The 19,050-nt window shown below is 66.3% G+C and carries 17 protein-coding genes; 4 read left to right on the top strand and 13 right to left on the bottom strand.

Features of this window, described 5'->3' with window-relative positions:
• The coding region (locus AC1DV8_RS22525) for a hypothetical protein (protein ID WP_477159003.1) at positions 1 to 291 on the bottom strand (291 nt) is incomplete at its 3' end.
• Between AC1DV8_RS22525 and AC1DV8_RS22520 the strand changes: the two genes are divergently transcribed.
• The gene (locus tag AC1DV8_RS22520; protein ID WP_477150002.1) at positions 275 to 1,423 is read left to right on the top strand and encodes a mandelate racemase/muconate lactonizing enzyme family protein; all 1,149 of its coding nucleotides are present in this window, start codon (positions 275 to 277) and stop codon (positions 1,421 to 1,423) included. The two genes, AC1DV8_RS22525 and AC1DV8_RS22520, sit on opposite strands and share 17 nt — an antisense overlap.
• A 165-nt stretch (positions 1,424 to 1,588) precedes the next feature.
• Positions 1,589 to 2,755 (top strand): ROK family transcriptional regulator, encoded by a 1,167-nt coding sequence (locus AC1DV8_RS22515; RefSeq protein ID WP_477159002.1) that lies wholly within the window; start codon positions 1,589 to 1,591, stop codon positions 2,753 to 2,755.
• On the opposite strand, the gene AC1DV8_RS22510 is transcribed toward AC1DV8_RS22515, so the two are convergent.
• The 6 genes from AC1DV8_RS22510 to AC1DV8_RS22485 all read right to left on the bottom strand — a co-directional run bounded on the left by AC1DV8_RS22510 (position 2,752) and on the right by AC1DV8_RS22485 (position 9,464).
• Positions 2,752 to 4,149: a xylulokinase gene (locus tag AC1DV8_RS22510; RefSeq protein WP_477159001.1), complete on the bottom strand. Its 1,398-nt coding sequence runs from the start codon at positions 4,147 to 4,149 to the stop codon at positions 2,752 to 2,754. The two genes, AC1DV8_RS22515 and AC1DV8_RS22510, sit on opposite strands and share 4 nt — an antisense overlap.
• On the bottom strand, positions 4,146 to 5,078 hold the full coding sequence (locus tag AC1DV8_RS22505) for an ABC transporter permease (RefSeq protein WP_477150005.1): 933 nt from the start codon (positions 5,076 to 5,078) through the stop codon (positions 4,146 to 4,148). The genes AC1DV8_RS22510 and AC1DV8_RS22505 overlap by 4 nt, the downstream gene beginning before the upstream one ends.
• Positions 5,075 to 6,562 (bottom strand): sugar ABC transporter ATP-binding protein, encoded by a 1,488-nt coding sequence (locus AC1DV8_RS22500; RefSeq protein WP_477159000.1) that lies wholly within the window; start codon positions 6,560 to 6,562, stop codon positions 5,075 to 5,077. The genes AC1DV8_RS22505 and AC1DV8_RS22500 overlap by 4 nt, the downstream gene beginning before the upstream one ends.
• Positions 6,563 to 6,564: 2 nt before the next feature.
• A complete protein-coding gene (locus AC1DV8_RS22495; RefSeq protein ID WP_477150007.1) occupies positions 6,565 to 7,494 on the bottom strand; it encodes a sugar ABC transporter substrate-binding protein in 930 nt (309 codons plus the stop codon).
• Between the two features lie 129 nt (positions 7,495 to 7,623).
• On the bottom strand, positions 7,624 to 8,682 hold the full coding sequence (locus tag AC1DV8_RS22490; RefSeq protein ID WP_477158999.1) for a malate/lactate/ureidoglycolate dehydrogenase: 1,059 nt from the start codon (positions 8,680 to 8,682) through the stop codon (positions 7,624 to 7,626).
• Positions 8,679 to 9,464: an IclR family transcriptional regulator gene (locus tag AC1DV8_RS22485; RefSeq protein ID WP_477158998.1), complete on the bottom strand. Its 786-nt coding sequence runs from the start codon at positions 9,462 to 9,464 to the stop codon at positions 8,679 to 8,681. The genes AC1DV8_RS22490 and AC1DV8_RS22485 overlap by 4 nt, the downstream gene beginning before the upstream one ends.
• A gap of 210 nt (positions 9,465 to 9,674) precedes the next feature.
• Between AC1DV8_RS22485 and AC1DV8_RS22480 the strand changes: the two genes are divergently transcribed.
• Together AC1DV8_RS22480 and pip are read left to right on the top strand one after the other, a co-directional pair.
• Positions 9,675 to 11,012 (top strand): aspartate aminotransferase family protein, encoded by a 1,338-nt coding sequence (locus AC1DV8_RS22480; RefSeq protein WP_477158997.1) that lies wholly within the window; start codon positions 9,675 to 9,677, stop codon positions 11,010 to 11,012.
• 88 nt (positions 11,013 to 11,100) lie between these two features.
• The gene (pip, locus tag AC1DV8_RS22475) at positions 11,101 to 12,045 is read left to right on the top strand and encodes a prolyl aminopeptidase (RefSeq protein ID WP_477158996.1); all 945 of its coding nucleotides are present in this window, start codon (positions 11,101 to 11,103) and stop codon (positions 12,043 to 12,045) included.
• Here pip and AC1DV8_RS22470 read toward each other — a convergent pair.
• The 6 genes from AC1DV8_RS22470 to ligD all read right to left on the bottom strand — a co-directional run bounded on the left by AC1DV8_RS22470 (position 12,042) and on the right by ligD (position 19,008).
• Positions 12,042 to 12,929, bottom strand: coding sequence for a siderophore-interacting protein (locus AC1DV8_RS22470; RefSeq protein WP_477158995.1), 888 nt, complete (start codon positions 12,927 to 12,929; stop codon positions 12,042 to 12,044). The genes pip and AC1DV8_RS22470 overlap by 4 nt on opposite strands.
• A gap of 84 nt (positions 12,930 to 13,013) precedes the next feature.
• Positions 13,014 to 13,787, bottom strand: a complete 774-nt coding sequence (locus AC1DV8_RS22465; RefSeq protein WP_477158994.1) for an exodeoxyribonuclease III — start codon at positions 13,785 to 13,787, stop codon at positions 13,014 to 13,016.
• 10 nt (positions 13,788 to 13,797) lie between these two features.
• Positions 13,798 to 14,442 (bottom strand): alpha/beta hydrolase family protein, encoded by a 645-nt coding sequence (locus tag AC1DV8_RS22460; RefSeq protein ID WP_477158993.1) that lies wholly within the window; start codon positions 14,440 to 14,442, stop codon positions 13,798 to 13,800.
• Positions 14,442 to 15,521 carry a tetratricopeptide repeat protein gene (locus AC1DV8_RS22455; RefSeq protein WP_477158992.1) on the bottom strand — a complete coding sequence of 360 codons (1,080 nt, stop codon included), beginning with the start codon at positions 15,519 to 15,521 and terminating at the stop codon, positions 14,442 to 14,444. Before AC1DV8_RS22455 ends, AC1DV8_RS22460 begins: the two co-directional genes overlap by 1 nt.
• A gap of 106 nt (positions 15,522 to 15,627) precedes the next feature.
• Complete coding sequence (gene ku / locus AC1DV8_RS22450) at positions 15,628 to 16,533, bottom strand: non-homologous end joining protein Ku (protein WP_477150016.1); 906 nt, start codon at positions 16,531 to 16,533, stop codon at positions 15,628 to 15,630.
• A 9-nt stretch (positions 16,534 to 16,542) separates the two neighbouring features.
• Positions 16,543 to 19,008: a DNA ligase D gene (gene ligD / locus AC1DV8_RS22445; protein WP_477158991.1), complete on the bottom strand. Its 2,466-nt coding sequence runs from the start codon at positions 19,006 to 19,008 to the stop codon at positions 16,543 to 16,545.
• Between the last annotated feature and the right edge of the window lie 42 nt (positions 19,009 to 19,050).

Below are 19,050 nucleotides of genomic sequence, written 5' to 3'. Positions count from 1 at the left end.
TGGGCACCCGTCCACCGTTTCCGTGCCTGGCACGGCGTGCGAACGCTTCCTCATGGTCCCCGCAAAAACCCCGAACAGTTCCGGCGTGGCGACGGCCTTCATATTGCGGACTACCCGCGTGGTCGAAGCCACGCCGGAACCGCCCGACTTATTGAACGCCCGGAGCCGCGAGGCTGCCGGTTTATCCGCTCGTCCAATTGACTCCGCCTGATCAATCAGGGCCCCCTCACCACCAACCGAGCGGGACAACCCCGCCGCCGAGGAGCGCATCGAATTGAAGATCACCGCCATCAAGCCCTACGCCGTCTGGGTGGGCATCCGTAACCAGCTCGTCGTCAAGATCGAGACCGACGAGGGCATTTTCGGCTGGGGCGAAAGCGGGCTGTCGGGGCGCGAGAAGGCCGTGGTCGGCGCGCTCGAGCACTACACCGAAATCCTCATCGGCATGGACCCGTTCCAGATCGGCCACATCTGGCAGCTGCTTTATCGCAGCCAGTATTTCGAGGGGGGCCGCGTGCTGCAGGCGGCGATCTCGGCCATCGACATCGCGCTCTACGACATCAAGGGCAAGGCGCTGGGCGTGCCGGTGCACCAGTTGCTCGGCGGCAAGCAGCGCGACAGGATTCCGACCTTCGCCAGCACTTCGGGCGAGCCCGGTCCCGAAATGATCGAGCAGGCCAAGATGCTGATCGAGCACGGCTGGAACGCCATGCGCCTCTCGCCCTCGGGCCATGGCGAAACCATCTACGAACCGCGCGAGCACATCGGCAAGACCGCCAAGTGGATGACCAAGGCGCGCGAGGAGCTCGGCGAGGACGTTATCCTCGGCATCGATTTCCACCACCGCCTGTCGGTCGCCGAAGCCGCGAGCTTCTGCCAGAAGATGCCGTCGGGCACGCTCGACTTCCTCGAGGAACCGATCCGCGACGAGACCCCCGAAGCCTACGAGTCGCTCCGCACCCTCACTGACATCCCCTTCGCCATCGGCGAGGAATTCGCGTCGAAATGGCAGTTCCTGCCCTACATCGAACGCGGCATTCACCAGTTCAACCGCCTCGACGTCTGCAACGTCGGCGGCCTCACCGAGTCGATGAAGATCGCCGGCTGGAGCGAGGCCCATTACGTGGACATGATGCCGCACAATCCGCTCGGGCCGATCTGCACTGCGGCCACTATTCATTTCTCCGCGGCCGTCGCTAACTTTTCCTGGCTCGAGACCCGCTCTAGTCCCGCCGAGAATCTCGGCTTCGATAACTCGGAGTTTTTCCCGGTGCAGCCGCGCCTCGAAGGCGCGCATTATCCGGTCAGCGACGCGCCCGGCCTCGGCATTGAGGTCAACGAGGAACTGATCAAAAAGCAGAGTTTCAAATTCTGGCAGGCGCCCATGCTGCACCGCCGCGATGGTTCTGTGACCAATTGGTAGTGTTATGCCGGGTTGACGCCTCGCCCCGCGATCCCACTTAGTACTTGTGGACGCAGGAATCGAACCTCAGCCCATACTTGGGCTGGGGATCGTTGCTTCGGCGTCAATTTGAGTCGCGGCGGGGTGGTGGAATTGGCGGACTTTTTTGAACCTGCGGAGCGGGGTGTGCAGCACGCCAGCCTGCGCGCCGCCAATCGTCGCGCCGTGCTGACCGCCATTGCGTTCAACCCCGGCCTCTCCAATGCCGAGGTCTCCCGCCGCACCGGCCTGGCGCCGCAGACCGCCTCGGCCATCGTCAGCGAGCTCGAGGACGATGGGCTGATAACCCGCGGCGAAGTGCTGCGTGGCCGTCGGGGCCAGCCGGCCACACCGCTCCATCTCGATTATTCCGGCGCCTACAGCATCGGCTGCGAGATATCCTGGCAGCACATCGACGTCGCGCTCATCAACGTGGGCAGCGAGGAGCTGGGGCGCTACCGGCGCGATTTCGCTTATCCCGATGCGCAGACCATCGTCGAGGAAGCGGCCCGCGCAATTGCCGCGCTCGTCGCCAAGCTCAGCCCCGAAAAGCAGCAGCGTCTCGCCGGCATCGGGCTGGCGACCCCGAGCAATATGGGCAGGCTGATCCGGCTGATCGATCCACCAGAGGACCAGCTGTCGCTATGGGCGGAACTCGACCTGCGCAGCGCCATCGAGACTGCTACGGGCCTGCCGACCACCTGGTTCAACGACGGCAACTGCGCCTGCTTCGCCGAAATGGTGATGTCGCCGCCGCCCCGCCCACCCAACCTCGTGCACCTGTTCGTGTCGACCTATCTGGGCGCCGGCATCACGGCCGAACACACGCTGTGGGAAGGCCCGACCGGCAACTCCGCCAATCTCGGTTCCATGCTGGTCAACGGCCATGATGGCCATCCCCGGTTCGGGCACGACCTTGCCTCCACCACTGCCCTCAGCCGCCGCCTCGCCGAGAGCGGCATCCGTATCCCCGTCGACGCTCCCGCCGCGTGGCCGTGGCAGGATTGGAAGGAACAGGTGGAGCCCTGGATCGAGGAAGCCGGCATCGCCATGGCCGAGATCATCTTCAACACTGCCGCTGTGCTCGAGATCGACCAGGCGATCATTGATAGCGCGGTCCCGCAGGAGATCGTCGAGCGGCTCGTCGATGCTACCCAGCGAGCACTGTCCGATCTCGACGCGGCCGGCTTCAAGCGCCCGCGGCTGGTCGCCGGCAAGCTTGGCGCCTTCGCCGCGCCGCTCGGCGCCGCGCAATTGACGCTGTTCCGCCGGCACTTCTCGCGCAACCTTGGCGATATGCTCGCCGAAGCCTAGCCCCGCGCCAGCTCGCGCAGCATCGCCGTGGCGCGCTCGAAAGCTCGCGCCTGCCGCGCGATCCGCTCGGCCCGCTCGGCCCGCGGCCGATACACCCGGCCCTGCACCGCCGCGCCCGAAGTCAGCCCCAGCGCCTTTGCCGCAATCCGGTACGCCCCGAGGCTCGCCGCCAGCACCGGATGCGCCGGTACCGTCACCTCGCGCCCCAGCACATCGGCCATGACCTGCGGCCAGACCGCACTCTGCGCGCCGCCGCCCACCAGGTAGACCGGCCCCGCCGCCCCCATTGCCCGCACATTGGCGGCAATGGCGAACGCCACACCCTCCAGCGCCGCGTAATAAAGTGCCCCCGCGCCGTCGGTGGCCGATACATTGGCAAACCCGGCCCTCAGGTCCAGATCAACGAAGGGAGTACGCTCGCCATTGAGATACGGCAGGAACAGCGCCCCACCGGGCGACGCATCTGCTTCCCCGGCCATGCGCTCGGCCTCCGGCAGCGTCAGCCCTAGCGTCTCGCGCGCCCAAGCCGCCGCCGCACCCGCCGAGAGGATCGGGGCGACCTCGATCAACCCGCCATGCAGCGGATGCGCCAGCCGATAGTACGGTCGTGGCGTCCGTTCGGTCACCGCAGTGACACCCGCCACCCAGCCGCTGGTGCCAAGATAGACGCTCACCTCGTCCGCCTGCTCCGCCCCGCTCCCGATGGTCGTCGCAGCGGCATCCCCGCAGCCATTGATCACCGGGGTACCCGCAGGCAACCCCAGCGCCTCCGCCGCCCTGGCGGTGAGCCCACCCAGCACAGTCTCCGCCGCGAGGATCGGCGGCAGCAGGCCCCGATCGACATCGAGCAGTTCGACCAGTTCCCCGGACCAGTCCCGCGTCGCGATGTCCATCAGCCCCGTCGTGCTGGCACAGCTCGGATCAGTCGCCGCGACACCAGTGAGCCGCAGCGCCAGGTAGTCCTTCGAACCCGGCAGCACCCACTCGGCCCCCTTGGGTCCGAGCGCCAGCAGCTTGAACGCCGTCATCAGCGGCCGCGGCTCATTGCCGAGAATTGCCGTCGCGTCCGCCGCCTCGAGGCGCCCCGCCACCGCCTCGAACGCCTCGGTGCCGATCGGATCCGAGTAGAGCGCCGCCTCCCGCACCGGCACCCCGGTGGCATCGACCGCGATCAGGTTCTCCATCATCCCGGTGAGCGAGATCGCCGTCACCCCATCAAGGGGCAACTTCCCCACCGCCTCGACCGCCGCCCGCCACCAATCCTCCGGCGCCCGCCGATGTGGCGCGCTCGCCGCGGGATAACCCGCATCGGTCGTCGCGATCACCACCCCATCATCGCCAAACACCGTCGCCTTCAGCGCCGAACTGCCGCAATCGAGAACCAGCACGCTCATCGCCCGCGCCCCACGCGCCGCAGCAGCACCGCAACGATGATGATCACTCCGGTGAGAATGCGCTGCACGAACGGCTCCACGCCCACGATCGTCATGCCATTGACCATCACCCCGGTGATCGCCACGCCCAGCAGCGTCCCCGCCACCGTCGGCGCACCGGTCGGCGAGGCCGTGGTGCCGATGAACACCGCCGCATAGGCCGGCAGTAGCAGCGGCTCGCCCATCGTGTGCTGCACGCTGCCTAGCCGCGACGCCAGCAACAACCCGGCCAGCGCCGACAGCCCGCCGGCAATCGCAAACGTCACGATCACGTCGCGCACGATCGGCAACCCGGCCAACCGCGCCGCCTGCGCATTGCCGCCGATCGCCTTGAGCCGCCGCCCGAACTCGGTCTGGGTCAAGACGAACGCCGCGATGCCCAGCACCCCGACGATCCAGAATCCCAGCACCGGAATGCCGAAGATGTCGCCCCTGCCCAACGCCTTGAACCCCTCCGGCACCGACTGGAACAGGCTCTGCCCACCGCTCAACCCGAAGGCGAAACCGGAGAGGATCGTCCCAAGCGCCAGCGTCGCGACGAACGACGGAATGCCGAACCGCGCCACCAGCACGCCATTGGCCGCGCCGCCGACGATCCCCACCAGCAGCGCCGCCGGCACCGCCAGCCACACGTCATAGCCCTGCCCGAACAGCACGAAGCAGATCACCGCCGCGAGCGAGGCCGAGAACCCTACCGACAGGTCGAACTCCGAGATCGTCATCACCAGCGTCGCCGCCGTCGCGACGATCGCGAGCGTCGCCATCTGCTGCACGAGGTTGAACACGTTGGCCGGTGAAGCGAACGCCGCCGGCGCCGCAATCGAAAAGCCGATACACAGCAGCACGAACGCGATCAGTGTGCCGAAACGATTGAGATTGGTGCGGGTCACGCCGCCTCCCGGGACTGCGCGGCCGCCGACAGCGCCTCCGCGCTCGCCTCCGCGCGGGTGAAAATCTTGACGATGCCGCCCTGCCGGAACACCGCGATGCGATCGCCCAGCTCCAGCGCCTCGTCGCGGTCCGAGGTCGAGACGAGCACTGCGTTGCCATCGGCGGCGATCGCCCGGATGATGTCCTTGATGGTGGCCTTCGCCATCACATCGACGCCCTCGGTGGGCTCGTCGAGCAGCATCACCCGCGAGTGCCGGTTGGCCCAGCGCGAGAAGATGAGCTTCTGCTGGTTGCCGCCCGAAAGCGTCCGCGCCAGCTGCTTCGGCTCGCGATAGCTGAGCGACACCCGCTCGGCCGCAACGAGAAACTCCGCCCGCTCCGCCTTGGTGTCGGGCACCGGCAACCCCCGCATCCGGCGATAGCCAGACAACAGCGGCAGCGTCTTGTTGAAGATGAGGTCCTCGGCGAGGAACAGCCCACTGCGATGCCGGTCTGCCGGCACACAGGAGACGCCACGTCCGATAGCCTGTCGCGGAGAACGCGGCGCATAGGCCTCGCCTTCGAGCCGCATTGCGCCGCTCCACGGGATCGCCCCCCAGATCGCATTGAGCAGGCTCGACCGCCCCGACCCCGCCAGCCCGTAGAGCGCCATCACCTCGCCCGCGTGCACATCGAGTTGCGCAGGTCGCGTCAGGTCGCCGGCTGTCACACCGTCAATCTCGATGATCTTGGGCGCGCTCGTATCGGTCGCCTTGGTCGAGCGCTCCGACGTACTCCCGCCCATCGCCGCGATCATCGCCTCGGGCTTCACCTCGCCCGCGCCCAATCGCGCCACGATCCGCCCATCGCGGATCACCACTGCGCTGCTGCAGAAGTCCGCAATCTCATCGAGCCGGTGGCTGACGAGAATGATCGAGGTCCCCCGCTCCCGCGTCCGCCGCAACACCTCGTAGAACCGCTCGGCATCCTCCGCCGGCAGCGCCGCGGTCGGCTCGTCGAGGATCAGCAGCCGCCCCTTGTCGGCGATGGCGCGCAGTAACCGCACGAACTGTCGCTCCGCCGGCGGCAGGAACATCACGGGAACATCGAGGTCGAGCTCCGGCGCAATCCCGGCCGCCACCTCGGCGATCGCCGCCCGCATCGCCTTGCGGTCGATCCGCCCGAAGCGCCGCGGATACGCCCGCCCGAGATAACAGTTCTCGACCGTATCGAACCCCGGCACCAGCGGTGCATCCTGGTGGATCACCCGGATGCCCGCGGCATAGGCGTCATGCGCCGAGTGGAAATGCACCGGCACACCGTCGATGCGGATCTCACCCGCATCCGGCCGATCGGCGCCCGCGATGATCTTGATCAGCGTCGATTTGCCGGCGCCGTTTGGCCCCACAAGTCCGAACACCTCGCCCTCGGAAAGGGCGAGGCTCACATCGTCGAGCGCATGGGTCGCACCGAAGTGCCGGCTGATCCCTCGGAGGTCCAGCAACGTCAGGGACAGGTAACGCCGAGGCTCTCGCGGGTGATCAGTTCCACCGGCGCGTAGAGCTCGTCCGCACTAGCGGGGCCGCCCGCGAGGATGGTGTTGAGCTCGGTGGCGGCGATGTTGGCCATCTCGCCAAAGCCCTGGCGGACTGTGCCGACATAGGCCGTGCAGCCCTTGATCAGCTCGATCGCCTGCGGGTTGCCGTCGATGCCGGCAATGACGATGCCCTTGCGGCCAGAAGCTTCCACCGCGAGTTGCGCGCCGATGCCGGGCTCGTCCCAGCCGGCCCACACCGCGTTGATCGCGCCGTCGCCCGGGTTCGCCAACAGCATCGCGTCCATCGCGGCACGGCTGTCATCCACCTGGCCCGGCACCGCCACGTAGTGGTCGGCGACCTGTTTCACATCCGGGTTCGCCTTCAGCGCCGCATCGAGCGCCAGTTCACGCTGGTGCACGCCCGGGTGCGCCGAATAGAAGAAGCGCACGATGTTGCCCTTGTTGCCGATCTGGTCGAACAGGAACTTGGTCATCGTCTCGCCGAGCACATAGTTGTCGGAGGTGACGTTGAGCACGCTCGAGGCGTTCTTGGCGCCATCAATGGTGATCACCGGCACGCCCGCGGCCTTGGCCTTGTCGACCTGGTCCTGGATCTGCGCAGGATCGACCGACACCAGGACGATCGCGTTGGCGCCGCTGGTCGTCGCGTCTTCGACGCGGCTGGCGAACGCCGCCATGTCGCCGGCCGTATCGACCACGTCGACGGTCCACTGATACTCGGCCGCCTTGGCCTTGAACGCCTCGATCATCTCGCCCGTCGCGATCGCCGCGAGGAACGGGGTGATCACCGACACCTTCTCGCCGGCAGCCAGCGCCGCGGGAGACACGCCGAGTGAAAGGGTTGCCGCGAGCCCGAGGGCTGCGATGACTTTATGCATGGGATTATCCTCCAGAATTTCCGGCGACATTATCGGCGCGGTGGCACCCCGCAAAGCCCTCCCAACGTGGAATTCGTCCGGTCCGGACGTCAGAACTGCCGCGGCGAACCGCCGCTCGTCACCTGTGCGTCAGCCGACCTCGAACCCCTTGAGCCCAACATCGCGCGCTGCCGCTTCCAGCTGATCGAGCGTAGCCGTGTCGACTGGAATGCCTTCAGCGCTCCGCTTCGCCTTCGTTTCCAGCTCCGGCATCCCCGGCAGCTTCACCGAGCCACCAGCCTCGTTCTCCGAGAGCACCCAGCCGAGCACCGACTCCATCTCCGCCGCGAACGGCCCTGCCGTCCCCAGCCGCTCCGGCGAGACGATCACCGAGAACATCGAGTTGATCACCGCGCCACTGCCGTCCTTCTCGTGCTGCGTTGGCGCACCCACCATTGCCGCGCCCAGCAGTTCACAGGTCAGCATCAGCCCCCATCCCTTGTGCTCGCCGAACGTCGTCAGCGAGCCCGGCGGCGTTTCGAACAGCGCACCGGGGTTGATCGTCGGCTTGCCCTGGTTGTCGAGCAGCGCCCCGGGCGGCAACTCCACGCCCTTGTTGTGCGCCACGCGCACCTTGCCGGCCGCCAGCTTTGACGTGGCGAAATCCACCACCACGGGCGGGGCATCGGCCCTCGGGAACCCCGCAGCAAACGGATTGGTCCCGAGCCGCGACTGCGTCCCGCCGAACGGTGCGACGATGGCCCCTGCAACCACGTTGACGAAGTGGATCGACACCATCCCCGCCGCCGCGCACTGCTCGGCCCAGTGGCCGATACGGCCGATGTGATGGCTGTTGCGCAGGCTGACGATGGCGCTGCCCTCGTCCCTGGCGCGGGCAATCCCCAGCGCCATTGCATCATGCGCCATCACCTGGCCGGCGCCCTGGCCCGCATCGCAGATCAGCATCGCGCCGGTGTCGACGGCGACCTTGAGGCTCTGGTTCAACACCATGCCGCCCGAACGCACGCCCTTGATGTACATCGGCACCACGCCGACCCCGTGAGAGTCGTGGCCGCGCAGGTTCGCCTCCACCAGATGCTCGGCGATCAGTTGCGCTTCCCTCAGCTCCGACCCCGCGGCGCAAAAGACACTTATGGTGCTCGCCTGCAGCCGTTCCCACGGCACGAGGTGTGTTTTGGTCTCGGTCAAAATGCGGTTCCTTGCGCGGCTAGATGTGTGGAGATGCGTCTGGCCGCGCCCTTTAGCGCATCTGCCGCGACGATGGTAAGTTCGGGCTTCATCCGCCGCTCGGGCGCCGACAGGCTCATCGCTGCCACCGGATAGCCAGTCCGGTCGAGGATCGGCACGCCAATGCACATCACTCCATCCTCGTTCTCGCCCACCTCGATCGCGTAGCCACGCCGCCGCACGTCATCCACCTGCCGGCGCAGCTTGTCGGAATCGGTCAGCGTGTTGATGGTCCGCTGCGGCAGGCCACGCTCGCGTAGCGCCGACGCGGCTGCATCCGGCAGGAATGCCATCATGGCCTTGCCCAGCGAAGTCGAATGCGCCGGGTGCCGGCGCCCGATCCGAGCCTCCGCCTTCAGCGGCCGAACTGTCGGCTCCAGCATGTCGATATAGACCACCTCATTCTCCGACAGCACGGCGAGGTTCACCGTCTCGTGGAACGTCTCCATCAGCGTCCGCATCTCGGGCTGGGCGATATCGCGCAGCCCCTGCAACTCCTGGTCGACCCGCGCCAGCGAGCGGAACTTGCTGCCCACGCCATAGCGGTCGCGCTTCAGGTCGTGCTCAAGGAACTGCGCCGCCGACAGCGTCTGCAGGTATCGGAACACTGTGGTCTTGGGCAGCTTCAGCTCGTGCACCGTCTCGGTCAGCGTCACGTGGTGCCCCTGCCGCGCCACGTAATCCAGCACCTGCATGGCCTTCATGACAGGGAGAACGACATAGTCGTCGCCAGACTTGCTCATCGCTTCACCACTTCGAATTGATCCCGGCTGGTCGGAAGAACGGGCCGCCGCCTGCCGCTCGTCGTCCTGCATAATGGAACGACATCGAACCTCCCGCCTAGAATGTAGTGGCAATCCAGTCCCCCTTTTTTCCGCCTCGCGAAACGGGCGGCCATTTACAACTTTCGGGGCGTCGGGCCAGTTGGACCGCAAGAACTGAGGAGACCTGCGTTGACCGTTACATCACCCGCCGCTGCGCCGCGTCCGCTCAACTTCGACAAATCCATCGAGGCGATCCGCACCAATTCGCAGTGGATCTCCGGTGGCGTGAACAGCAACTTTCGTCTCAACATCTCGCCCACTCCGCTGGTGTTCGAACGCGGCGAAGGCGCCTACCTCTACGACATCGATGGCAACAAGCTGATCGACTACTACCTCGGCATGGGCCCGATGATCCTTGGCCATAAGCCGCAGGCGCTGGTCGATGCAGTGAAGTCGCAGATCGACAACGGGATCCTGTTCGCCGGGCAAACCGCCATCGAGGCTGAGGCCGCCCGCCTTGTCTGCGAGATGGTGCCGTCGGCCGAGCGCATGCGCTTCGGATCCTCCGGCTCCGAGGTCGACCAGGCCGCGATACGCCTCGCCCGTGCCGCGACCGGCCGAACGAAGATCCTGAAGTTCGAAGGCCACTATCACGGCTGGTTCGACAACGTGCTGTGGTCGACCGCCCCGGCCATCGACGCCGCTGGCCCCGCTGATGCGCCGGTCCCGGTCGCTGGCAGTAAGGGCCAGCTCAAGGATACCGCCGACACCCTGGTCGTCCTCCCCTGGAACAACCTCGAGCTGCTGACGGCCCGGCTTTCGCAGGGCGATATCGCCGCCGTCATCATGGAAGCCGCGATGTGCAACCAGGGCTCCATCCGCCCCGCCGCCGGCTATCTCGAAGGCGCGCGGGAGGCCTGCACCAGGACCGGCACCGTCCTGATCTTCGACGAAGTCATCACCGGCTTCCGCCTCGCCGCCGGCGGCGCGCAGGAACTGTTCGGCGTCACACCCGACCTCTCGACCTTCGGCAAGGCCATCGCCAACGGCTTCCCGGTGGCGGCAGTCGCCGGCCGCGCCGACCTCATGGACATGTTCACCTCGGGTGGCGTCGTCCATGGCGGCACCTATAACGCCCAGCCCATCGCCATGGCGGCAACTGCCGCGACGCTTAAGTCGCTGACCCCGGCGCTCTACAAGAAGATCGGCGCCGCCGGCACCGCCCTGCAGGAAGGCTTCAAGGAGATCTTCGCCTCGGCCGGCGTCACCGCATCGGTCGTCGGCTTCCCGCAGGTCTTCCACGTGGCGCTCGGTCTCGACCAGCCCGCCCGCGACTACCGCGATCTCGCCAAAATGAACCGCCCCGCCTACATCGCGCTGACCACTGCCCTGATGTATCGCGGCGTGCGCGCCCTCGAACGCGGCGCCTGGTTTCTCTCCAGCGAGCACGATGCCGGCGTCGTCAACGACACCCTCGTCGCGATGAAGGACGCCGTGCGCGAGCTCAAGGCCAAGGGCACCCTGTAGCCCAGGCCGTTTCTGAAATCAGGAATGGCAACATGGAGCGGGAGTCTGCTACCGGAACGAACCGCCACATGCTCGAACCGGATCAACGATGGCGCCTGACGGCGGAACTGCCCCTTACGCACCGATCTCGACCCTGAGACTGCCCGTCGGCGACGGCCACGAACTCTATGTCGAGACCGTTGGCGCGGCCGATGGCATCCCCGCGGTCTACCTCCATGGCGGCCCCGGCAGCGGCTGCCAGCCGGCCCATCGCCAGCTGTTCGACCCCACCCGCTTCCGCGCCGTGCTGTTCGACCAGCGCGGCGCCGGTCGTTCCACCCCGACCCGCTCGCGCGACGCCAACACCACCGCCCATCTCGTCGCCGACATGGAACGCATCCGCGCGCATCTCGGCATCGAGCGCTGGCTGGTCGTCGGCGGCTCCTGGGGCGCCACCCTCGCCCTCGCCTACGCAGAAACCCACCCCGAGCGCGTCCTCGGTATCGTGCTGCGCGCCACCTTCCTCGGCACCCGCGCCGAGCTCGAATGGGCCTTCGGCACCGGCCTCTCGACCTTCTATCCGGCGCTCCACGAGGACTTCCTCAGCCTGCTCACGCCCATGGAGCGCCTGTCCCCTGTCGACAGCTACTTCAAGCGCATCCTCGATCCCGATCCGGCGATCCACGCCCCGGCCGCCCGCGCCTATGGCGATACCGAGCGCGTCCTCTCCGAGGTCCGCCCCGTCACCACCCGGCTGGACTTCTCCCCGTCAAACCGCATCCCGGCGACCGCACTGATGGAAGCGCACTACTTCAGCAACAACAGCTTCATGGCGCCCGACCAGCTGATGGCCAACGCCCACCGTCTCGCGGGCATCCGCGGCGTCATCGTGCAGGGCCGCTACGACCTGCTCTGCCCGCCCCGCACCGCACACGCGCTCGCCGCGATCTGGACCAACGCCACGGTGCAGGTCGTCGACAACGCCGGCCATTCCCTCAGCGACCCCGGCATCACCGAAGCCGTTACCGCCGCCATCCGCAGCTTCGCGGGCTAAAGGCCGAACTTCTCCATCACAGCCTCGACGTCATCGCGCACGTCCTGCGCATCGCGCCCCGACCGCCACAGGTCGTCGATCTGCTTCTTCACCGTGCCGTCGAGCGCCGCCCAGTTGCGTTCCCACTCCGCCAACTTGTCGGTCCAGTAGCCGGTAATCGAGTACCTGGTCGCGGGCCACTTCAGCTCATGGCGCAGATACCTGCGGATCGGCCGCACTGCCCTGGCCTCGGACGCCACCCACACATAGACCTCGCGATCCATCGGCAGGTTCATCGACCGCACCGCGTCCTCGAGTTTGCTCGGCGCGATGCCGTTGCCCGAACCATGCAGCCACACCAGCTTCAGCATCGCCCTGGTCTCGAACACCTGCTCATGGCTGGCGTCCGGCACCTCGACGATGGCCCGTGCCTCGACATCCGCATCGAGCCCCTCGAGCAACCGCCCCAGCGCCGGCAACCCGGTCGCATCGCAGACGAACAGCTGCCACTTGGCATCCGCTGGCGCTTCGTAAATTCCGCAGGGTTCGCGCATGGCGATGGTGTCGCCCGGCGCGCAGGCCTGTGCCCACTCGCTGGCCCGGCCGTGCTCATGCACCACGAAATCGAGGTCCACCTCACCCGGCCGCGGATAGCGGACAGTGTAGCACTCGCAATGCGACGGCTTCTTGCCCTCGGGGTATTTCCAGAACCCCTGAGCGTCGACCTGCGGCAGCACTAGCTCGCCAGTTTCCGGATCGGGGAAGAACAGCCGCACGTACTCGTCGCCGACGCCGGTGGTCTTGAGGTCCTTGAGGCCCTCGCCGCCCAGCGTCACCCGCACCATACCCGGAGTGACCATGCGGCGGCCCAGCACCGTCCCCGTCAGCAGCTTCAGCGGCTTCATATGCTCAACCCTTCACGCTCTAATCAATGCGCTCTGGGCTACTAATTTTGATAATGCCAGTCAACTTTGATTCGACCGTAGCCGTTAGAGCTTCAGCTCGATCCAGACGGGCGCATGGTCGCTCGCCCCATCCTGACCGCGCACCTCGCGATCGATCCCGGCGGCCCCAAGCTTCCGTACCAGCTGCTTGCTCAGCAGCATGTGGTCGAGCCGCAATCCGGCATCGCGCGGCCAGCGGTTCCGCATGTAGTCCCAGAAGGTGTAGAGCGTCTCGTTCGGAAATTTCTTCCGCAACGCATCGGTCCAGCCCTGCTCCAGTAGCCGCCGGAACTGCTCGCGCGGCTCCGCCTGCACCAGCGCATTGTCCCGATACGACGTCGTGACATAGATGTCGCGCGGCTCCGGCACGATGTTGTAGTCACCCGCCAGCACCACTGGCACGCCACTGTCGAACAGCTCTGCCGCGTGCGCGATCAGCCGCTCGCCCCAGGCCAGCTTGTAGTCGAATTTCGGTCCCGGCTGCGGGTTGCCGTTCGGCGCGTAGAGCGAGGCGATCACCACCCCGTTCACCGCTGCCTCGATATAGCGCGCCTGCTCATCGTCCGGATCACCCGGCAGCGACTCCTGCGTCAGCACCGGCTCGACCCCCTTGGCGAGGATGGCAACGCCGTTCCAACTCGCCTCGCCGCGCCACACCGCCCCGTAGCCGGCGTTGGCCAGCGCCGTCGCGGGGAACTGGATATCGCGCGCCTTCAGCTCCTGCAGGCAGACGACATCCGGTTCGGCCTCATCCAGCCATGCCAGCAGGTTGTCCAGCCGCCGGTTGACGTTGTTGATGTTGAACGTCGCGATCTTCAAAGCTGGTGCTCTACGGCGCGATGCGCCCGACCCAGGCCGTGACGCTGTCTGCCACCGTCTTCAGGTGATCGGCCGTCGAAAACCCCGAAATCGCCTTCCGCGGCTTCAGGTCATGGTCGCCGTCCTCGAGCCACTTCACCTCGATCTGCGGCGACAGCCCATAGGTCGAGACTTCGTCCGGCACGCCGAACTCGTCGCGCGTACCCTGGCAGATCAGAGCGGGCGTCTTGAGCCCAATCAGGTGCTTGGTCCTCAGTTGCGCCGGCCGCCCAGGCGGATGGAACGGATAGCCGAGACACAGCAACCCCGCGATCCGCCCTGCCTCGAACTCGGCATCCGCAATCATGCTCGCGACCCGCCCGCCCATCGATTTGCCGCCGATGATCAGTGGTCCGTTAGTCGGACCCAGGTCGTCGACCGCCGCCAAATACTCCGGCATCACCGTCTCGGCCTTCGGTGGCGGCTTCTTGCCCGCTTCCGTCCGACGGCCCGCCATGTAGCCAAACTCGAACCGCGCCACGCGGAACCCAGCCGCTGCCAGCGCCTTGGTCGTGGCGTTCATCGACGCCGAGTCCATCGGCGCGCCAGCGCCGTGCGCCAGCATGATCGTGACCCGCGCGTCCTCGGGCCCATCGAAGAGGAAGTTCGTCGCCATCAGCCCGCCGATTTCCGTGTGTGGAGGTCCGCATAGGCAATGCCGCGCGACGCGGTCTTCGCCCATTCGGAATCCTGGTCGAGTTCGAGGTACCGTACCCACCAGCGCCGCGCTTCGCTCAGGTTGCCAGCATCGTATTCAAGCGTCGCAAGGTTGTAGATCGCGTCGGCGTAGTCGGGGTCGATCTCGATCGCCGTCACGAGATGCTGGCGCGCGATGGCGATCTTGCCCTCCTCGCGCAGCAGCCCGGCATAGTTGAACCACGCCTCGACGAAATCCGGATCGCGCTTGATCGCCTGCATGTAGGCGTTGGCCGCCTCGGAATTGTCGTTGGCCGCCTTCAGGCAATTCGCCCGGTTATAGGCCGCCACCGAGTCATTGGGGTCGATCGATAGGCAATGCCCGTAGAGCACCGCCGCCTCGGCAAACAGCCCCGCCGCTTCGGCCGCCTCCGCGAGCGAGAAATACTCCTCGGACTCGTCCTCGATCGGCGCCAGCGCCAGCAGCCGCTGCCCATCGAGTTCGGCGCGATCATCGCCGAACAGCGCATGGATCCGCTTCGGTCCACCCGGGTGTAGCGACATCGCCGTCAGCGACGCCACCGGTCCCGACCGATGCACCGAGCGCGCAATCGCCCCCCAGGTGGCTCCGCCAGCCAGGAGTCCCGCATACTTGCGCGACAGGATCAGGTCGCGGAACGAGAACGGCTCGGCGTCATGCTCGAATGCGTCGAACAGCGCCAGCAGGTCGAACATCCGCCCGTCGAGCTTCGATTGCTCGAGCAGCGATTGCCGCGTGAGGTTGGATTGGTCCGGCGCGCTCATCAGCCCGAGCCAGCGCAAGAACCCGTTCTCGCTGATCAGCGTCGCGCCGCTCTCGCGCAGCGCCGCGACACGCTGCTCGATCTCGGCGTCGGTGAACTTGTCGAGCAGCGTGCGGCCCAGCACCATGCGCGATGTGTGGCGCGTGACGCCGCGGCGCAGTCGTCCGCCCTTGCCGGAGACCGCCTTGGCCGCCAGCCTGCGCGGGAAGGCGCTGAGCCCGCCCACGATGCCGATGGTGCTGTCAGGTTTCCGCATTGGCCGATTCTACAGGCTTCCAGGGCTGATCCGCCAGCCCTGCCCCAAGCGTCCCCTCGCCCCTTTGGGGAGAGGGTCAGGGTGAGGGGCAGCCAAGGGCACCGGATCAGGCCTTCTTCTTTGTCGCCGCAGGTTTTGCTGCCGCCGCCTTCGATGCCGCCACCGCTTCCTTCAGCGTCGGCTTCTTCGCCGCGGGCTTCTCGGCCGGTTCGGCCTTCGCCTTGCTCGGGGCCGCCGGCTTTGCCTGTCCCAGGCTCGCCTTCAGCGCATCCATCAGGTTGATGACATTGCCGCGTTCCGGCGCCGCCGCGATGATCGGCTTGTGACCCTTGAGCTTCTCGCGGATCATCGCCATCAGCGCAACCTCGTAGCGATCCTCATAATCCTTGGGGTCGAACTTCTTGACCTTCTGCTCGATCAGCTTTTCAGCCAGTTCCAGCATCTCGGCCTCGGGCTTCACCGCCGGGATGTTGCCGAAATACTCGGCCGTGCCGCGCACCTCGTTGGGGTTGCGCAGCACCGTGACGAACATGCCGTTCTCGCGCGCCCCGATCGTCACCACCCGCTCGCGATTGGTCAGCACCAGCCGCGCGATGGCGAGCTTGCCTGATTGCCGCATCGCCTCGCGGAGCACCGCGAACGTCTCCTCCGCCATCGCTCCGTCCGGCGCCAGGTAATACGGCGCATCCTGGTAGATGACGTCGACCTCGTCCTCGTCGACGAAGGCCTCGATGTTCAGGGTGTGGTTGGATTCGATCCGCACCGCGTCGAGATCGCTCTCGTCGATGATGATGTACTGCTTGTCCTCGTACTCGTAGCCTTTGACGAGGTCCGAACGCTCCACCAGACCCAGTTCAGGGTCCACCGGCTTCATGTTGATCCGGTTGTGGGTGTCCTTGTGCAATTGGTTGAAGGTGATCCGCTCCGACGCGCTCGTCGCCGGAAACATCTTCACCGGACAGCTGACCAAACTCAGCTTGATATAGCCCTTCCAGCTTGCCCTGGGTGCCACCTTCGCCTCCTAAACGCGCGTACTACGTCCAGCCTTTGATAATGCAGGCAAATCCCGGGCGAACTCATTAATCTCCGCCCACGGATCACCGGACGTGGTTAATAATCCCGGAAGCGTAGAGTAGTTCAAATCGACCGGAGCGTCGATGGATTCGAGATCACGCCAATCGAGCGGAGTAGAGGCCGGCATGTTGGTCCGGGCCCGCAGCGAATAGGGCGATACCGCCGTCGCACTGCGCGCATTTCGATGAATATCGATAAGGATCCGGCGCTTGCGGTTCTGCGCGCCGATCGTCGTTACGAAGGTGTCCGGCGCCGTCTTTGCCAGCGCGGCCGCCATCTCACCGGTCACTGCGTGCACCTGCTTCCAGGTCTGCTTGGGGTTGATCGGCAGCACCACGTGCAGCCCCTTGCCGCCGGACGTCTTGACGAATGGCACGAGCCCCAGTGCCTCCAGTTCGCCGCGGATATGCACCGCCGCCTCGACCACCTCGCGGAACTCGATCCCCTCGCCGGGGTCGAGGTCGAAGGTGACGCGATCCGGTTTGTCGAGATGTGTCAGGTGGCTACCCCAGGCGTGGAACTCCACCACTCCGAACTGCGCCAGCGCGAGATAGCCCTTGGCGTCCTCGATCGTCAGATAAGTCCGGTCTTCCTCGTCCGAGTTCTGCGTCTCGAACACGTTGATGCTCGGCGGCATCCCCTTGAAGGCGTGCCGCTGGAAGAAGCAGTCCTTCGGCAATCCGGTCGGGCAGCGGAACAGCGACACCGGCCGGTTGAACAAATGCGGCAGCATGAAATCGCCCACCGCCGCATAGTAGACCGCAATGTCGAGCTTGGTCGGCCCGCTCTTGCCGAACAGCCGCCGCGTCGGGTTGGTGATCGAGATCGAGGCGAGATCGGCATCGGTGATCAGTCGCTGCCGCGGCGCCTCCGAGGCGGTCAACTCGGTCTCGATCAACCCCTTGAACACCGAGTGCCTGAGCAGCTTGTCCGAGGTGATGTTCGCGTAGTGCACGCGGCACCGCAGCACCGGCTGCACCCAGATGATGTCCTTGGGCGCCCCCTGGAGCTTCAGCGCCGGATCCTGCAGCGGCTCCAACCGCCACAACAGCTGCGCCAGCATGGGCGCATCGAACCCGGTGCCGCACTTGCCGCGATACTCGAGCTCGCCGTCCACAAACTCGGCCAGCGCCAGCGACGCCAGCCCGCCGGCCGCCGCAGAAGTGGTATAACCTGCTATGACGAAGTCGCCGATCGGCTTTGACTTCACCTTCACCCAGGTCGACGTGCGGCCCGACTGGTACTTCGCATCAGCTCGCTTCGAGACGATCCCCTCTAGCCCCAGCTCCGACGCTCGCTCGTACAGCGCGTCGCCATTGCTCTCGACATGGTCGCTGACCTGGATCGCCGAACGCCCGGAAACGTGCCCGCCGAGCAGTTGCGCCAGCAACTGCTTGCGATCGGTCAGCGCCGCCCCGCGCAGATCGTAGCCATCGAGGTACAGCAGGTCGAACGCGTAGAAATGCAGCTTGCTGCCGGCACCTTCCGACAGCGCGTCCTGCAACGCCGAAAACCGCGAAATCCCCTTCTCGTCCAACACCACGATCTCGCCGTCGATGATCGCCTGCTTGACCGGGAGCTTGGCGAACTCCTTGGGCAGGTCACCGTAGCGCTTGGTCCAGTCGATGCCGCTACGGGTGATCAGTTGCACCTTGCCGTCGATGACATGCGCGATGGTTCGGTAGCCGTCGAACTTGATCTCGTGCACCCAGTGCGCGGCGTCTTCCTTGGGTGGATCGGTCGCAGCGGAGGCCAGCTGTGGCTCGACCTGCGAAGGGGGCGGAGCCTTCACCGCGCCCGCCACACCGGAGGGCTTAAGTACCTTTGCCGGCTTGGGCTTTGCCGCTTCGAGCAGCTGCTCGGTGGTCATGCCGGACTTCACGCTCTCGGGCCGCTCGGCGAGGATATCCGTCTCGGTGTCGACCGCCGGATCGTGCTCCTTGAACAGCAGCCAGTTTTCCTTGTCGTTGTCGCCCGGTCGACCCTTGAGCTTGGTCAGCATCCAGCCGCCCTTGAGCTTTTCGCCCCACAGCCGGAACTTGAAGCCGCCCTTGCGTAGCCCCGCGTCGACGTCCTCCATCGGCGCCCAGTCGCCGGTATCCCAGACGATCATCGGCCCGCCGCCATACTCGCCCTCGGGGATCACGCCCTCGAAATCAATGTACTCGATCGGGTGATCTTCGGTGTGCACCGCCAGCCGCTTGTCGGCCGGGTTGAGCGACGGCCCGCGCGGCACCGCCCAGCTCAGCAGCACGCCACCGTGCTCCAGCCGCAGGTCGTAGTGGTCGGCAGTGGCGGAGTGTTTGTGGACGACGAAGCGGGCGCTGCCGGACGCGGCGGCACCACCGGCGGGCTCCGTGGTTTTGGAGAAGTCGCGTTTCCCGCGGTAGCTGCGTAATTTCTGGTCGGCCATGTCGAGACGCTAGGTCGGCTCGAATGCGGCGGCAACCCCGAT

The organism is Devosia sp. P3_B2, from assembly GCF_056402875.1.
The sequence above is the reverse complement of the archived record's forward strand: the minus strand, read 5'-3'. Positions and strand labels throughout refer to the sequence as shown.

Excerpts from the sequence above, each read along its gene's own strand:
- AC1DV8_RS22510 (WP_477159001.1), bottom strand. The coding sequence starts at position 4,149 with ATGAGCGTGCTGGTTCTCGATTGCGGCAGTTCGGCGCTGAAGGCGACG.
- AC1DV8_RS22495 (WP_477150007.1), bottom strand. The coding sequence starts at position 7,494 with ATGCATAAAGTCATCGCAGCCCTCGGGCTCGCGGCAACCCTTTCACTC.
- AC1DV8_RS22485 (WP_477158998.1), bottom strand. The coding sequence starts at position 9,464 with ATGAGCAAGTCTGGCGACGACTATGTCGTTCTCCCTGTCATGAAGGCC.
- pip (WP_477158996.1), top strand. The coding sequence starts at position 11,101 with ATGGCGCCTGACGGCGGAACTGCCCCTTACGCACCGATCTCGACCCTG.
- AC1DV8_RS22470 (WP_477158995.1), bottom strand. The coding sequence starts at position 12,929 with ATGAAGCCGCTGAAGCTGCTGACGGGGACGGTGCTGGGCCGCCGCATG.
- AC1DV8_RS22460 (WP_477158993.1), bottom strand. The coding sequence starts at position 14,442 with ATGGCGACGAACTTCCTCTTCGATGGGCCCGAGGACGCGCGGGTCACG.
- AC1DV8_RS22455 (WP_477158992.1), bottom strand. The coding sequence starts at position 15,521 with ATGCGGAAACCTGACAGCACCATCGGCATCGTGGGCGGGCTCAGCGCC.
- ligD (WP_477158991.1), bottom strand. The coding sequence starts at position 19,008 with ATGGCCGACCAGAAATTACGCAGCTACCGCGGGAAACGCGACTTCTCC.